This window comes from Streptomyces flavidovirens DSM 40150 (genome assembly GCF_000429085.1).
Classification (GTDB): Bacteria; Actinomycetota; Actinomycetes; order Streptomycetales; family Streptomycetaceae; genus Streptomyces; species Streptomyces flavidovirens.
In genome coordinates this window covers 65,195-81,721 of the sequence record NZ_AUBE01000008.1, presented here as the reverse complement: position 1 = coordinate 81,721, position 16,527 = coordinate 65,195, and the positions used below count along the sequence as shown (strand labels likewise).

Here is a 16,527-nt window from a genome sequence, read left to right as displayed (position 1 = left end):
GCAGACTCTACAGCGGGCCGGGCCCGGGACGGATGGATCACACTGTCCCGGGCCCGGGTGGAGTGGGGTGGTGAGATCGTCACCACCCCGGTCGGACGGCCGGTCAGCCAGCGGCCACCGGAGTGGCTTCCCGCTGCCCCTGCGACTGCGATTCGCCGTCCACGGACAGGAGTTCGTCCGCGGCGGTCTCCTCGGCGTCCGCGTCGTCGCCCCCGACCTCGGTGGCGAGGAACTCCGCCAGCGCGCGGACCGTCGGGTTGCTCCACAGGATCGTCGGCGGCAGGTCCACCGCGAAGCACCTGTGCAGTCGTACCCGAAGCGCCACGGTGAGCACAGAGTCGACACCGAGTTCGAGCAGCGGCCGGTCGATCGCGATGTCGTCCACCGCGAGGTTGAGCTCGGCGGCCACCTGCTCGTGGGTCTCCTTCAGCACCAGCTCCGGCAGCTCCTGCGCCGGCACGGTGGCCCAGTCCACGCCGCCTCCGCCGGTGCTCTCCGCGCCGGCGTCGGTGACGGACAGGTGCGAGAACACCGGCAGCGTGTGGTCGGGCATGACCCGCATCACGGCTACGTACGGCAGGCCGAACCGGTCCGCGTACGCCCAACTGCGCAGCGCCTCGGAGACGGTGATCCCGCCGAGTCCGCGGGACTCGGCCTCCAGGATCGTCGCCCTGCCGGTGGTCTCACCCATGCCGCGGCCGATCCACTGCGCCCACCCGAAGCTGGTCGTGCCCAGCTCGCCCTGCGAGCGCCGCAGCGCGGCGAGCGCGTCCAGGAAGGAGTTCGCGGAGGCGTAGCTGACCTGGCCGGTGAGCCGTGCGAGCTGGCCACACGAGGAGAACATGGTGAAGAAGTCCAGCGTGCCGGCCGGGAAGAGCCGGTGCAGGACCATCGCGCCGTCGGCCTTCGGACCCATGGTGGTGTCCAGGTTCGACGCGCTGGTCTTCTCCACCAGCGCGTCGGACACCACACCGGCGCAGTGCACGATGCCGCGCACGGGCGGCATGTCCAGCGCACCGGGGTCGAGGGCACGGGCCGTCGCCTCGGCGTCGGAGATGTCCAGCCGCAGCACACGTACCGTGGCTCCGGCCGCCTCCAGGGCGACCACCTCGGCGATCTGCGCGGCCACGGCCGGGTCTTCCACCCGGTCCCACTCCGACCGGGACGGAAGGCCCCGGCGGCCGATGAGCACCAGTCGCCTGGCACCCTGCTCGACCAGGTGCCGTGCGGCCTCCAGGCCGAGCGCACCCAGGCCACCCGTGATCAGGTACGTGCCGTCAGGACGGCAGTCCACCGGCTCGCGCTCCGCGGGCCGCTCGACCTGCCGCAGCCGGGCCGCCGCGACACCCACGGGGGCGAGCGACAGCACGTCCTCGGTGGGCGGCAGGGCACCGATCAGCCAGGCCACCTGCTGCGGCTCGACGCCCTCCGCGACGTCGATCACGCCGCCCCACAGGTCGGGACGCTCACCGGCGACGATCCGTCCGGCGCCCCACAGCGGGGCGTGCGCGAGTGCGGCCTCCGTAAGGCCTGCCCGTACCTCCTGGGTGAGCGCCCATACCTTGGGCCGGTGCTGCTCGTCGGGGATCGCCGCCACCTGCTGTACGGCGTCGACGAGCGCCTGCGCGCACCGGCGGGCCGCCTGCTCGGGGGCCTCGCCGGGCAGCAGGGCCTCGGGCGCCACGATGACCACGTCGCCGGAGGTCAGCGAGCCGTCACCGATCGCGGTCGCGTCCGGCACCGCCCGGGCCTCCACGCCGCGCGCGGCCAGCGCCTCGACAAGTGCGGGACCGTCGGCGGGCCGGCCCACCAGCAGGGCCCTGGACGGCACCGGCGCGTCGGCCGGCACCTCCACGGGCTCCCAGACCAGCTCGTGCACCAGGTCGCGCGGGCCGACCGCACCGGACCCGATGTCCTGGACCTTGACGTAGCGCAGCCCGCGGGCCTCGCAGACCACCGTGCCGCCCTCGTCGGCCACCGTCATGCTGATGGTGTCCGGCGTGCGCGGGTCACGGACGGTGTGCACGTAGATCCGGGGCGGCGGGGCGCCGACGAAGGACAGCGACTCCAGGTGCGAACAGGTGCGCAGGACGTTCGAGTTCTCGTCCATCACCAGCACGCCACTGGCGGTCAGCGCGGCGTCGATGACCGCGGTCCAGCTTGACGGGTGCAGCTTCGGTGTGTGGTCCACGGTGATCGTGGAGAGCTGCTCGTCCTCGCCGCGCAGGAGCTCCTCCACGACCCAGGGGAAGGTGTAGCCGTCCACGCCCATGGTCCGGAAGATCCCGTCGACCTTGGCCCAGGTCCAGGACTCCGGGCAGCGTGCCCGGATGACGTCCGGATCCTCCATCGGGGTTGCCCCGACCTCCGGCTCGTGCACGACGGTGGCGGTGGTGTGGGTCAGCCACTCGTCGTCGCGGACGCCGCCGCTGTCCTGGTCGCGCTTGATGCGGCTGGCAATGCGTACCTTGTCCTGCTCCATCACCACCTGCACCACGCGCGTCGGGTGGGCGGCCAGCGGGATGCGGAAGACGATGTCGCGCAGTCCGCAGGCCGGTTCGCCCTCATTGGTGGCCGCGCCGATGAACGAGTTGAGCACCACGGAGGCGGGCACCGTCTCCACGCCGACGACCTTGTGCGACTGCGCGTAGGGGCGGTTCTCCATGTGCAGCTCGGTCTGCCAGACCCGCTGGACCGGGGCGCTGGCGACGGTGGTCCGGGCGCCGATGAGCGTGTGGGTCTGCGGGTCGTGGCCGAAGCCCGCGCCCTGCTCCGGTGCGGTGTCCGGGAAGATCCAGTACGGCCTGTGCTGCCAGCGCACCGCCGGGACGTCCACCAGGTCACCTTCGTACGACCAGGCGACCGGGCTGCCGAGGCTGTGCAGCCGGGCCAGGTTGGCCAGCATGGTGTGCTGTTCCGGCTGCTCCCTGCGCAGGGTGATCGCGACCCGGGCGTCGGAGACCCCGGCGTCCAGTGCGGTCTCGGTGATGGAGTGCGCCACCACCGGGTGCGAGGAGACCTCCAGGAAGACCCGCGTGCCGTCGTCGAGCGCGGCCCGTACGGCTTGGTGGAAGCGGACCGGGTCGGCCAGGTTGGTGGCCCAGTACTCGCCCTCGCGGGGTGCGTCGGAGCGCGGGTCCGGGAGGGCCGTGCTGTACAGCGTCACCTGCGGGGTGCCGGCGTGCAGTTCGGAGGCGGCCTGTCTGACCTCGTCGAGTACGTCCCGCACGTGCGGACTGTGGAAGGCGACGTCGGTGTTCACCCGGCGGGCCTGGATGCCGTCGGCCTCCAGGTCGGCCAGCAGGGCCTCGACCGCGTCGGTGTCACCGGACACCACGGTGGACAGGGGGCTGGCGGCGATCGCCGCGACCACGCCGTCCCGGCCGGCCACCCGCTGCTCGACGTCGGCGAAGGCCATCGGCACCATCGCCATCGCGCCGCGTCCCGCGACCTGCTCCAGGGCACGGGCCCGGCGGCAGGCAAAGCGTGCCGCCTCGGCCCGGTTCAGGCTTCCGGCCACCGTGGCGGCGGCGATCTCACCGACCGAGTGTCCGATGATCGCGCCCGGGCGCAGGCCCAGTTGCGACCACACCTCCGCGAGGGCGACCTGCATGGCGAAAGTCATCGCCTGGGTACGGGAGACCGTCCAGGGGCCGCCCGCCTCGATCGCCTCGCGCGGGGTCCATCCGAGCTCCTCGGCGAACACCGGGGCGAGTTCGTCGATGACCTCGGCGAACACGGGCTCGGTAGTGAGCAGTTCCTGGCCCATGCCGGACCACTGCGCGCCGTGCCCGGAGAACACCCAGACCGGTCCGGCGGCACCGCTGTCGCCGAACGTGGACGCCGACTCCAGGGCCACCGCGGGCGAGGTCTCGCCGTCGGCCAGCGCGTCCAGTCCTGCCACCAGTTCCCCGGTGGTGCCGGCCACTACGGCGGCGCGGCGGCTCAGGTGGGAGCGGCGGGCGGTCAGCGTGTGGGCGAGGTCGTCCAGGCCGGCCTCCGGGTGCGCGCGCACCCACTCGGCGACCGAACCGGCCAGTCCTCGTACGCCCTGCTCGGAGGCCGCGGACACGGGGAAGACCCAGGGGCGGGCCGTCTTCGCGGCGACAGCCGGGCGCTCGGCCGCGTCCGGGCGCGGCGGTGCCTGCTGCAGGATGGCGTGCGCGATCGAGCCGCCCACGCCGTAGCTGGAGACTCCGGCGCGCATGCCGTGTTCGCCCCCCGGCCACGGTGTCGGTTCGCCGACCAGGCGCATCCCCGCGGCCTCCAGGCCGAGTTCGGGGTCGGGCTCCTCGTGCGGGCTGGGCGGCAGTTCGCCGTGCCGCATCCCCAGCAGGACCTTGATCACGCCGGCGATGCCGGAGGCGGCCTCGACGTGGCCCACGTTGGGCTTGAGCGTGCCGATCAGCAGCGGGTTCTCGCTGTCCCGGCCGGGACCGAAGACGCTGCCGATGGCCCTGGCCTCCGCGGCGTCGCCGAGCTGGGTGCCGGTGCCGTGCGCCTCGACGTACTGCACCGTGCCCGGGTCGATGCCGGCCCGCTTGTAGACCTCTTCCAGCATGCGCTGCTGGGCGGCACCGTTCGGCGCCATCATTCCGTCGGAGCGGCCGTCCTGGAAGACGCCGCTGCCCATGATCAGCCCGTGCACCGGGTCGCCGTCGCGGACCGCGTCGGACAGGCGCTTGAGTACGACGACTCCGCCGCCCTCGCCGCGCCCGTAACCGTCGGCCGCCTTGTCGAACGACTTGCTGCGCCCGTCCGGAGACGTCGCGGAGGCCGCGTCCAGGGCGACCACCAGGGCCGGCGAGGCCATGATGTTGATGCCGCCGACGATGGCCACGCTGGTCTCACCGCTGTGCAGGGCCTGGCCGGCCACGTGCAGGGCGGTCAGCGAGCCGGCGCAGGCGGTGTCCACGGCCATGCTGGGGCCGTGTGCGTCCAGGAAGTACGAGATGCGGTTGGCTATGCCGTAGAAGGTGGTGCCGTTCACGGCCCAGGCGCCCGTACGGTCCAGGTCTTCCAGCAGACGGCGGCCGTAGTCGTTGGAGTTCGCCGCCACATAGACCCCGGCGTCGGTGCCCGCCAGCGAGGTCGGCGGCAGCCCGGCGTCGCACAGCGCTTCCCAGGCCATTTCGAGCATGATCCGCTGCTGCGGGTCGATGTACTCGGCCTCGCGCGGCGTGATCTGGAAGAACTCGGCGTCGAAGCCCTCGATGTCCTGCATGAACGAACCCTTGCGGGTGGTCTTGCGCAGGATGTCGCGGGTCCGGCTGTCCGTCTCGTACGGGTCCCAGCGCCGGTCGGGCATCTCGCCCACGGCGCTGCGTCCGGCACGCAGGAAGTCCCAGAGCTGTCCGGGGGTGTCGAGGTCGGGGGCGAACCGGCAGCTCATGCCGATCACCGCGAGCGGCTCCACGGACGGGTCCGGAGCCACGGATGGGTTCTGCACATTCTCAGCCAACGCGCACTGCTCCCTTGTCGACACCGGCGCGGCGCAGACTCAGCGGCCGCAAATCAGTCCACACCTCGGCGATATGCGCGAGGCAGTTGCTCTTGGGGCCTTCGAAGCCCTCCGCGGCCCAGCCGTCCGGGATGTCCTGCCCGGCGGGCCAGATCGAGTACTGATCCTCGTGGTTGCGCACCACGAGGTACGTGCGCTCGTCCGTACTCACTCCCACTCCCACTCTCATCGATCATGACGTGATGTGCGGTCCTGCTGGTTAGCCGCGCGAGGGCTGGGCATCCTCCCCGTCGGTTCCAGTCGCCAGAAAGGACGCTTCGAGCGTCCGGATGTACCCGGCCAGCTGGGCCGGGGAGTTCAGGGCCCGCGTGCGCAACAGCTCGTTCAGCTCGCCCGGTTCTCCGGGGGCGGTGAAGCGGCGCAGGGTGCGGGGAGCCGCGGCGGAAGGGTCCGCGGCCAGTTGGGCGGCGACCTGGCCGGCGATGCCGGCCACCCAGACCCGGCCGGGGTCCAGGTCGCCCACCGTGGCGTACCACTCGTGGTCCGGGCAGGGGCTCAGCGAGTGGCCGGCGGCGCGGATCGCCGCCACCAGGTCCCGGGTGGATCCGGCGGCCGCCGGGACGGCGTCCAGGTAGCGGGTGCCCGCCTCGGTGTGGTCGCGGTCGGCCAGCAGCACCGCACGGGCGGCGGCGTCGGCGGGCAGCGCCTGGAACAGCTCGTTGCCCTCCAGCGCGAAGCTCTCCGGGAAGCGGCCGGTCTCGATCATCGCCCGGCACCAGCTCCACACCGCGTCGGCGGGGTTGATCTGGAACCGCCGCTGGTCGCCGAAGACGCTGGGGATCCGGATCACCGCGGCGGGTACGTCCAGTTCGGCGGCCAGGTGGAGGTACTGCTCGGCCATCGCCTTGGAGCGTACGTATCCGTTGGCCGCGGACGGCAGGGCCCGCAGCGGACCGGGCGGCACGGTGGAACCGGGCGGGTGGGCGGCGGAGTCGGCCACCGAGCTGGTGGACACCAGGGTGAGGGCCGAGCGGCGGCCGGCGGCGGCCAGCTCCAGCAGGCCGGCCATGCAGTGCGTGTTCGCCGCGGCCAACTGCTCGTACGGGTAGACGTGGTTGACCCAGGCCGCGGTGTGGACGATGCGGCCGGCCTCTCGCGCCAGCCGGTCGTGGTCCGGTCCGGCGAGGCCGAGGCGGGGAGCGGCGATGTCGCCGTCCACCAGCTCCAGTCGTACGGCGTGCTCCTCGTGCCACAGCCCGAGGTCCGCCATCCCCGCCACCAGCTCCTCGCGGCGGGCGGCCCCGCCGCGTACCAGGCAGACCACCCGGGCGCCGTCGGCCAGCAGCTCGGCGAGCACGAACCGGCCGACGAAGCCGGTGGCCCCGGTGAGGAGTACGACGTCGCGGTCCGCGTCGGTACGTGACCCGGGGCGCGGTATCCCGGCGGTCCTGGCGGCCAGGTCCGCGCGCACCTCCGCCAGCTCGGCCGCCGCGTCCTTTCCCGGTCCCGGTGCCGAAGCGCTCGCCGTGGCGGCGCGCACCTCGTCCACCGCGTCGGCCAGCGGCTGCAGTTGGGGACAGCGGAAGAGGGTGTCCATCGGCATCTCGACGCCGAGCGCGGTGCGGATCCGGGCGACCATGTGCATCACCATCAGGGAGTGCCCGCCGAGCTCGAAGAAGCTGTCCTCGCCGCCCACCGCGGGTACGCCGAGCAACTCGCACCAGATGGCGGCCAGTTGCCGCGCGGTGTCGCCGCGCGGTGCCTCGCCGCGCGGCCCGGTCGGCGTTGCCCGGTCCCTGCGGTCGGCCAGTGCCTGGCGGTCCAGCTTGCCGTTGCGGGTCAGCGGCAGTTCGCCGACCACGGTGACCGAGGCGGGCACCATCCATTCCGGCAGCGAGCGAAGGAGCGCCCGGCGGATCGCGGTGCCACTGGTCCGGGCGCTCTCGGCGGGTACGACATATCCCGCCAGGGTGGCCGCGCCGACCCGGTCCCGCTCCAGCACCACGGCGGCGTGGGCGACGACGTCGAGCGCGTCGAGCGCCGCCTGTACCTCGCCCGGCTCGATCCGGTGCCCGCGTATCTTCACCTGGTCGTCGCCCCGCCCCAGGTAGACCAGCTCTCCGTCGCCGCGGCGCACCGCCAGGTCACCGCTGCGGTACATGCGGGCGCCGGGGCGTCCGGCGAACGGGTCGGGCAGCATGCGCTCCGCGGTCAGCGCGGTGTTGGCCACATAACCCAGGCTCACCCCGTCCCCGCCGACGAAGATCTCGCCGGGCACTCCGGTACCGACCGGGTGCAGCGACTCGTCCAGGAGGTACAGCGACAGGTCGGGCAGCGGGGGGCCGATCAGGGACGCCGGCTCCGCCAGGTCCTCCTCGCGGACCCGCCGCACGGTGACGTGCACGGTGGTCTCCGTGATCCCGTACATGTTGATCAGTTCCGGCTGCTGGTCGCCGTGGGCACGCATCCAGGGGCGCAGTGCGGTGTGGTTGAGTGCCTCGCCGCCGAATACGACGTAACGCAGTGCCGATGGACCGGAGTGCTTCAGCAGGGTCTCGCTCACCTGGCCGAACGCGGACGGGGTCTGGCTCAGTACGGTGACCTGTTCGTCCCGTACGAGTTCGGCGAACACGTCCGGGGCGCGGGTCGCCCACTGCGGGACGATCACCAGGCGGCCGCCGTGCAGCAGGGAGCCCCAGATCTCCCAGACGGAGAAGTCGAAGGCGTAGGAGTGGAACAGCGTCCACACGTCGTCCGGCCCCAGCCGCAGGTGCTCGTCGCAGGCGGCCAGCAGTCGCATGACGTTGCGGTGCGAGACGAGCACGCCCTTGGGGCGGCCCGTGGAGCCCGAGGTGTAGATGATGTAGGCGGGTGCGTCCGGGGGTACGTCGACGGCGGTCGGACCGGGTGCGCCGTCCGACCATGCCGGATCCTGCCAGTCCAGTACGACGACGTGCGGCGCACCGTCCGTGGCGCCCAGCGCGGACGCCGATGCCGTGGCCGGGGTGGCCAGCACGGTCCGTACCCGGCACTCGGCGAACTGGTCGGCGGTACGGTCGGCGGGGTTCTCGGGGTCCACGGGCAGGTAGGCGGCGCCCGCCCGGAGCACGCCGAGCACGGCGGCGGGCAGGTCCACGGTGCGGTCGAGGACCAGAGCGACGATGCTGCCCGGTCCTTCGCCGCGCGCCTGCAGGGCCGCGGCGATCCGGTCGGCGCGGGCGGACAGCTCCGCGTAGGTGAGCCGTTCGCGTTCGTCGCAGACGGCGACGGCGTCCGGCCGCGCGGCGGTCTGCGCGGCGAACGCGCCGTGCAGTGTCCCCTCCGACGGGGCGGTTTTCCCGGTCCGAGTCAGTCCTCGGGCGGAGAACACGGTGCGCTCGCCGGGCGCGAGTATCTCCAGGTCCGCGACCGGGGTGTCCGGTGCGGCCAGGCCGGCGCGCAGCAGCGCCTCCAGCCAGCGGGCCCAGCGGGCCACGGTCCGCGCGTCCAGCAGTTCGTCGTCGTACGGTACGTAGCCGACGACCTCTTCGCCCTCGCACCACAGTTCGGCCATCAGGTCGTAGTGGGTGGCGCCGCCGTCCAGTTCGGCGAAGGAGATCTCCAGACCGGGCATCGCGGGCGGGGTGGGGGCGCCGTCGCGCAGCGAGAAGGAGGTCTGGAAGACCGGCGTCTCACCCGGACGGCGGGAGGGCTGCAGCTCGCGCACCAGCATGTCGAACGGCACGTCCTGGTGGGTCATCGCCTCGGTCAGGGCGGCCCCGGTGCGACGTATCAGAGTGTGCAGGTCCGGCCGGTCACCGACCTGGACGTGGATCGGGAGCCAGTTGAGAAAGTACCCGATCATCTGCTGCATCTCCGCGCGTGGCCGGCCGGCCACCGGGACGCCGACCACCACGGACTCCGAGCGCACCAGCCGGGACAGCAGGGCGATGTATCCGGCGAGGAACGCCCCGAGCAGGGTGGTTTCGTGCTGCCGGGCCAGCTCGCGCAGCCCGGCGACCAGGTCGGCGCCGAACCGTATGTGGTGGAACCGTCCCTGGCTGCCGCGGATCGCGGGCCGGGGGCGGTCGGTGGGCAGGCCGAGGGTGTCCGGGGCGCCGTCCAGCTGCTTGCGCCAGTGGTCCAGGGTGCTGCGCATCGTCGCGCCGTCGACCGTGGCCCGCTGCCACTCGGCGAAGTCGGGGTAGTGCAGGTCGAGCGGGGCCAGTTCCACGGGCATCCCGAGCTCGCGGGCGTACAGCTTGCCGAGATCGTCCAGCAGGATTCCCAGCGACCAGTTGTCGGAGACGATGTGGTGCTGCACCACTGCCAGCAGGTGCTCGCGCTCCCCCGTCCGGTACAGCGTGCAGCGCACCAGCGGTCCCGCTGCCAGGTCGAAGTCCTCCGTGACCAGCGCGGAGGCCTGCTGCCGTGCGGCGGTGCCCGGGTCCGCGGCGGCGCGGCAGTCGATCTGTTCCAGCGGGAGCTTCATCTGCTCGCGTACGACCTGGTAGGGGCGGCCGTCGCGCTGCTGGAAGACGGTGCGTAACGCCTCGTGCCGCTGGGCGAGCCGCTGAAGTGCCCTCTCCAGGGCGGCGGGATCCAGTTCGCCGTCGAGCCGCAGGGCGACCGGGACGTGGAAGATCTCGCGCCGGGTCAGCAGTTCGTACATGAACCACAGCCGTTCCTGCTCGAAGGAGCAGGGGGCCTGTGCGGCGTTGCCGGCGCGGCGGGTGATGCCGAGGTCGGCGCCCTGGCGGGCCAGCAGCCGCTCCACCAACCGGCGTTTTTGCGGGCTCAGTTCTGCCAGCCGCGACCGCAGCGCGTCCAGGTCGGGCGGAACCGCGGCGGCCACCGGTGCGTCCGGCCGCCGGGTCTGCGGCTGCTCGGTGGGCAGATCCATGGCAGAAGACTCCTTGTCTGGTCGGTGGTTCGCGGGCCGGTGCGCGGTCCGAGCGGGTGGTTCGCGTGCGCGGTTCAGGTGCGCGGTTCAAGCGGGTGGTTCGCGTGCGCGGTTCAGGTGCGCGGTTCAAGCGGGTGGTTCGCGTGCGCGGTTCAGGTGCGCGGTTCAAGCGGGTGGTTCGCGTGCGCGGTTCAGGTGCGCGGTTCAAGCGGGTGGTTCGCGTGCGCGGTTCAGGTGCGCGGTTCAAGCGGGTGGTTCGCGTGCGCGGTTCAGGTGCGCGGTTCAAGCGGGTGGTTCGCGTGCGCGGTTCGAGCGGGCGGATCAGTGGGCGGTGAAGCCGCCGTCCACCACCAGCTCGGTGCCGGTGACCCCGCCGGAATGCGGGCCGGCCAGCCAGAGGCAGGCGGCCGAGACCTCGGCGGCGGTGACGAGCCGGCCGATCGGGTGCAGGGATGCGGAGGTGCGCTCGTAGTCGTGCAGTTCGGCGCCCATCGAGGCGGCGACCGCGCGGGTGCTCCGGGTGCTCAGTTCGGGGTCGTCGGCCACGGTGGTCGGGCAGACCGCGTTCGCGCGCACGCCGTGGCGCCCGTACTCCAGCGCGATGGACTTGGTCAGTCCGATCACGCCGTGCTTGGAGGCGACGTAGTTGGCGTACCTCTCGAAGCCGACCAGTCCGCCGGTGGACGCGGTGTTGATGATGCGTCCGCCGCCTTGTTCCACCATGTGCGGAAGGACCGCGCGGCAGCACCGCCAGGTGCCGCTCAGGTTGACGTCCAGGGCGAGCTGCCACTGCTCTTCGGTGAGCTCGTGCACCCGTACGCCGCCCGGCCCGAGCACGCCCGCGTTGTTCAGCAGTACGTCGATCCGGCCGAACTCGTCGAGCCCGGCGTTCACCACCTTGTCCACGTCCGCCTGGTGGCGTACGTCGGCGACTCCGGTCAGCACCCGGCTGCCGAGCTTGCGGCAGGCGTCCGCGGTCTCCTCCAGGTCGCGCCGGCCGGACATCGGGTAGGGGCCGCCGTCCGGGTCGCAGCGGTCGAGCAGGATCAGGTCCGCGCCCTCGCCGGCGAAGGCCAGCGCGTGCGAGCGGCCCAGCGCGCGGGCGGCGCCGGTGATCAGGGCAACGTTCCCGTCGAGCAGCATCAGGCCTCCAGGAGATCGGGCGAGGCCGTGGCCTGCGGCGACGCCGGGTTCTGCGGCGACGCCCCCGCAAGCTGGTTCGCGAGCCGGGGCAGGGCGAGTGCCAGGACGTCGATCGCACGGTAGAGATCGCCGAGCGGGATGTGTTCGTCGGTGGTGTGGTCCAGGTGGGCGTCGCCGGGCCCGTAGGCGGCCATCGGTACGCCCCAGGGGTCGAGGGTGTTCATGTCCGAGGTGCCGGCCTTGCGTTTGAGCGTCGGGCGGACGCCCTGGGCGGCGATCGCGGCGCGCAACTGGCTGACCACGGGGTCGGCCCGCGGCCGGGTCACTCCGGGGACCCGCTCGTCCACCCAGATCCGGGTGTGCGGTCTGCTGCGGGCGAAGCGTTCCAGTGCCGCGAAGTCGAACCCGGGCGGCACCCGGCAGGTCAGGAAGGCCTCTGCCTCGGCCAGGTCGCCGTGCAGCCGGATGAGCGTGCCGGCGGCGACACCGAACGCGATCGGGTCGTCCTGCTCCGGTGACAGCCCGCGCAGATAGTCCTGTACGTCGTGGGCGAAGCGGGCGGCCCGTTCCACGGCGGTCGGCTCCGGGCTGCTGGTGTGCAGGGGCGGCTGACTGATCTCGTAACCGATGCCGGTACGCCCCTTGTAGCCCAGGCAGACGCCGTCCCAGCCGCTCGGCTCACCGATCACCACCGCTGCCGGGGGCGGCACGGTGGCCAGCACGTGTCGGGCGCCGCGCGAGCCGGCCACTTCTTCGCCGACCGCGCCGATCAGGTGCACGCGCACTCCGCGGGTGCGGGCCGCGGCACAGATCATGGTGACGATGGAGCCCTTGGCGTCCACCGCACCGCGGCCGTAGAGCAGGTCGCCGACCTGGCACACGGGCACCTGTCCGGGGACGGTGTCGATGTGTCCGAACAGCATGACGGTGGGGCCGGTGCGCGGGCCGATCAGGCCGTGCGCGTTGCCGACCTCGTCGACGTACGAGTCGAAGCCGAGCTCGGCCATCTGTTCGGCGAGGAAGTGGGCGACGGGGAGTTCCTGACCGGACACCGAGGGGATGCCGAGTGCGGTCCGCAGCAGCCAGGCGGGGTAGTCCTCGTGGAGTACGCCGGGGCGGGCGCGGTCGGCGGTCCGCTGGCGGTTACTCATGCCGCTCCCCCTGCTCGCCTTCGCGCAGCCAGGTGCCTGTTCCGGACAGGGCCTGCTGGATCGGCCGGTGCTGGTGTGCGGAGCCGATGGTCACCTGCTGGACGGTCCTGCTGGCCCGCAGCCCGGCCCGCACCTTGTGCCGCATCCGGCCTCGTACGACGTCTCCGGTGAGGTGGTGCGGGCCCACCTCCGCGATCCGGGTGGACGGGTCGTCGGGGTCGGCCAGTACGCCGCACACGTCGGTGAGCAGGACCAGCGCCGATGCGCCGAGTGCCGCTGCCAGCCGGGCGGCGGCTTCGTCGGCGTCCACGTTGAGCAGGTTGCCCGCGGTGTCGCTGGCGGGCGGGGAGACCACGGGGACGTCCCCCCGGTCCAGCACCGCGCGCACCGGGGTGGGGTCGACGTGTTCGATCCGGCCGGATCTGTCGTCGCGGATGAGTACGGTCCGGCCGTCCTGTACGGACCGGAGCGCCGGTTTGCGCGTTGCGGTGAGCAGGGCGCCGTCCGCGCCGCTCAGACCGACCGCCCGTGCGCCACGTGCCCTCAGTCCGCTGACCAGCTGCGGTTTCACCCGGCCGAGCAGGGCGAGGGTGATGACGTCGAGCATGGCTTCGTCCGTACGGCGGCTGTGCGTGCCGTCCGGGGACTGGATCACCTGGCGCCGCACGCCGAGTTGTCCGGACAGCCGGTCGGCGACGGCGCCGCCGCCGTGCACCAGCACCACCGGCCGGCCGGCGGCGGCCAGCTCGGCCACCTCGTCCAGTACCGCCTGCGGGTCGCTCCCGCCGCCGATCTTGACCACGATCACTCCGCCGGGGGCGGAGTTGCCGACGAGCGTGTTCGGTCCTCTCCCCGTCAGGTCCTGGGTCAGGTCCTGTGCCATGTCCCCGCTCACCTCCCCGTTGTGTCGTGCCGCTGTTCGTGCCGCTCTGCTCTCACGGGCCTCTCACGTGCCGCGTTCGTGGACCGGGCGTCAGGCAGGGTGCAGTCCCGGAAATTCAAGTCCGGCGTCCTGCGGCATTCCGCAGGCCACGTTCAGGCTCTGCACCCCGCCGCCGGCTGCCCCCTTCACGAGGTTGTCCAGCGCGGCCACCAGCACGATCCGGCCGCCGTCCTCGTCGACGGCGCAACCGATGTCCACGAAGTTGGTGCCGCCGAGGAACTGCGGGTCGGGCATCCGGTGTACGCCGCGGCCACGGGCCACGATCCGGACGAACGGGTGGTCGCGGTATGCGCGTTGCAGCACCTGCAGCACCTGTCGGCGGGTGACCGGCTGCGGGGGTGTGACGTGGCACAGCACTTGCGCGCCGCGCACCGTCGGGACGGCCGTCACCGTCATCCGGGCCCGCACTCCGGCCAGCGCGGCGATCTCGGTCTCGTGCCGGTGTCCGGCGGGCTTGTACACCCGGAAGGCGTTCCCGCGTTCCGCGTGGTGTGAGGCCGGTCCCGGTTCCGCACCGGAGCCGGACGAGCCGGCCCGGGCGTCCACCACCACGTCGCCGGCCACCAGACCGGCCCGCTGCACGGGAGCCAGGGCCAGAATGGCCGCGGTGGCCATGCAACCGGGAACGCTGATCCTCGTGGCGCCGACAAGCTCGTCGGCGAACAGCTCGGGCAGACCGGTCCGGTACGCGGTGCCGTCCGCGGAGAGGCCTCCGCCCCGGAAGTCGGGACTCAGGTCCACTATCGTCTCGGCCCGCTCCCCGACCCCGGCCTCCACCTCGGCGGCGGCGCCGGCGGGCAGGGCCAGGAACGCGGTGTCCACCGGTTCCAGCTCCTGCGGCGCCCGGAAGGTCAGTGCGAGGTGATGCAGATTGGGGTGCACTTCCGCCACCGGCCGGCCCGCGTGCCGACGCGAGAGCGCCTGCACCAGTTCCAGCTTGGGGTGGGCATGCACCAGGCGCAGCAGTTCACCGCCGGTGTAGCCTGCCGCGCCGACAACACTCACCTTCACTGGCCCACTCCTCATCAGTTCGTGGTCTGCATCGGCTACGAACGACTACTCGCCCCAGTCCTCTTCGACCTCGGGGGCAAGGGCCAGTACCACGGGCCCGGTTGCCACGACTTCGAGCTCGCTGGAGCAGTTCTGGCAGATCACGATCTCGGCCGCGAGCACATCGGGACGCACCTCCAGCGCCCCTCCGCACTCGGGGCACTGCACGCTCAGTGCAGTAGTCATGTGTTGCCTCCTGAAGATTGTGTGACTACTGTCTTTCGAGAACACAGCAGAAGCTAACACACACTGCACAAGGGCACACCCCCGAGAGATCAGTTTTCCTCGCAGAACAGGGTTGGGAGGCCCGGCCGGTGAAGGTCGAGTCACGGATTTCCGCGAGTCGGGTGATACAGACTGTCGACAGTCACTCCATGGTCCGGCAACAATGCAATGACGAGTACGCAGACTCTGCATCGTGGGGCGTTGGACTTCCGGTACAACGGCATCCCCGTGCGGAACTCGCAGCCGTACAACCGGAGGTGCCCGCCCATGTCTGAGACCACCCGCGCCACGACCCGCACCCCGGCAGCAGGAACCAGCCTTGCCCTGCTCGGCGGGGACCGGGCCGTACCCAGGACCAGCACCGGCGGTACCTGGCCGCTCATCACCACGGCCGACGAGCAGGCCGTACTCCGGGTGCTGCGCGAGGGACCGCTGAACGCCGCCTCGCCGGGCGAACCCGAGGTCGGCCGCCTGGAGCAGGCGTGGGCAGAGGCCACCGGGACCCGGCACTGTGTCGCCGTCGCCTCCGGAACCGCCGCACTGCACCTGGCCCTGCGCGGCTGCGGGATCGGCCCCGGTGACGAGGTGATCGTCCCGGCACTGACGATGAACGCGACAGCCCATGCCGTGTGTGCGGCGGGAGCCACACCCGTATTCGCCGACGTGGAACCCGGCACCTACACACTCGACCCGCGGTCCGTCGCCGCCGTCGCCGGGCCACGCACCGCCGCACTGCTGCCCGTACACCTGCACGGACTGCCCGCCGACATGCCCGCGCTGGGCGAACTGGCGAACCAGTGGGGCATCCCGGTCGTGGAGGACGCGGCCCAGGCACACGGCGCGCGACTCGACGGCCGGCGGGCCGGCGCCCTGGGCAAGGCCGGCTGCTTCAGCCTGCACCCCCACAAGAACCTGCCGACCTGCGGGGAGGGCGGGCTCATCACCACCGACGACGACGATCTGCACGAGCAGTTGGTACGGCTGCGCAACTTCGGCGAGCTGGAGCCCACCGGGGCGCGCAGCTACATCGCCCACCGGCCCGCACTGAACGCCCGGATCACGCCGATGGCAGCGGCGTTCACCCATTCCCAGCTCTCCCGCTTCGACGACTACGCCCGCCGGCGCGAGCCCGGCATCCGCAGCTTCCTCGACCGGCTCGCGAGCCTGCCCGGACTGCGGGTGCCGCAGATCCCGGCCGGACGCACCCATGTGTGGCACATCCTTCGTCTGATGCCGGAGCCGGAGGCGCTCGGCCTGGGTCCGGAGCACCGGACCGGTCTGCGCGCCGCCCTGCACCGGGTCCTGCGGGCCGAGGGCGTGCCCGTGTCCCAGTACCAGGTCGCCCCGCTGTCCGCGCAACCCGCCTTCCGGCCGGACGGCTTGTCCACGGCGGACGCACTGGACCGGGTGGACGAGCTCTTCCCGGTGACCGCCGCCGTCGTCGACGGGTCGCTGTGCCTGCAGCGCCGGCACCTGGACCCGGCCGCCGGACCGCTGTTGCAGTCGTACGCCGACGCCTTCGAGAAGGTCTGGCAGCACCTCGGCCTGATCCGCCGGATGGCCACCTCCCGCCCCGCTCCCGGCTGGCGGGAGGCGCTGCGCCGGGGCTGACCGCTCGCCAGTCCGCCAGTCCGCCCGATCCGGGCCCCAGGTCCACGCCGGCGGGCCGACG

The 16,527-nt window shown here is 72.5% G+C and carries 9 protein-coding genes; 1 reads left to right on the top strand and 8 read right to left on the bottom strand.

All coding sequences use genetic code 11. The annotated features are described in order from the left end of the window. Positions 1-103: 103 nt before the first annotated feature. The 8 genes from G412_RS34620 to lysW form a co-directional block, all read right to left on the bottom strand. Positions 104-5,461: a type I polyketide synthase gene (locus tag G412_RS34620; protein ID WP_208857883.1), complete on the bottom strand. Its 5,358-nt coding sequence runs from the start codon at positions 5,459-5,461 to the stop codon at positions 104-106. After that, positions 5,454-5,690 carry an MbtH family protein gene (locus G412_RS34615; RefSeq protein ID WP_037648899.1) on the bottom strand — a complete coding sequence of 79 codons (237 nt, stop codon included), beginning with the start codon at positions 5,688-5,690 and terminating at the stop codon, positions 5,454-5,456. The genes G412_RS34620 and G412_RS34615 overlap by 8 nt, the downstream gene beginning before the upstream one ends. A gap of 30 nt (positions 5,691-5,720) precedes the next feature. Beyond that, a complete protein-coding gene (locus G412_RS34610; RefSeq protein WP_078607000.1) occupies positions 5,721-10,343 on the bottom strand; it encodes a non-ribosomal peptide synthetase in 4,623 nt (1,540 codons plus the stop codon). Positions 10,344-10,664: 321 nt separating this feature from the next. After that, positions 10,665-11,486 (bottom strand): mycofactocin-coupled SDR family oxidoreductase, encoded by an 822-nt coding sequence (locus G412_RS0115280; RefSeq protein ID WP_028812846.1) that lies wholly within the window; start codon positions 11,484-11,486, stop codon positions 10,665-10,667. Then, positions 11,486-12,637, bottom strand: coding sequence for a M20/M25/M40 family metallo-hydrolase (locus G412_RS34605; protein ID WP_051338378.1), 1,152 nt, complete (start codon positions 12,635-12,637; stop codon positions 11,486-11,488). The genes G412_RS0115280 and G412_RS34605 overlap by 1 nt, the downstream gene beginning before the upstream one ends. After that, positions 12,630-13,520, bottom strand: coding sequence for an acetylglutamate kinase (argB, locus tag G412_RS0115270; RefSeq protein WP_078606999.1), 891 nt, complete (start codon positions 13,518-13,520; stop codon positions 12,630-12,632). The genes G412_RS34605 and argB overlap by 8 nt, the downstream gene beginning before the upstream one ends. Positions 13,521-13,610: 90 nt before the next feature. Continuing rightward, positions 13,611-14,591 carry an N-acetyl-gamma-glutamyl-phosphate reductase gene (gene argC, locus G412_RS0115265; RefSeq protein ID WP_028812844.1) on the bottom strand — a complete coding sequence of 327 codons (981 nt, stop codon included), beginning with the start codon at positions 14,589-14,591 and terminating at the stop codon, positions 13,611-13,613. Positions 14,592-14,636: 45 nt separating this feature from the next. Then, positions 14,637-14,816 carry a lysine biosynthesis protein LysW gene (gene lysW, locus G412_RS0115260; RefSeq protein ID WP_028812843.1) on the bottom strand — a complete coding sequence of 60 codons (180 nt, stop codon included), beginning with the start codon at positions 14,814-14,816 and terminating at the stop codon, positions 14,637-14,639. A gap of 306 nt (positions 14,817-15,122) precedes the next feature. Between lysW and G412_RS0115255 the strand changes: the two genes are divergently transcribed. Further along, complete coding sequence (locus G412_RS0115255; protein ID WP_051338400.1) at positions 15,123-16,466, top strand: DegT/DnrJ/EryC1/StrS family aminotransferase; 1,344 nt, start codon at positions 15,123-15,125, stop codon at positions 16,464-16,466. The last annotated feature ends 61 nt before the right edge of the window (positions 16,467-16,527 follow it).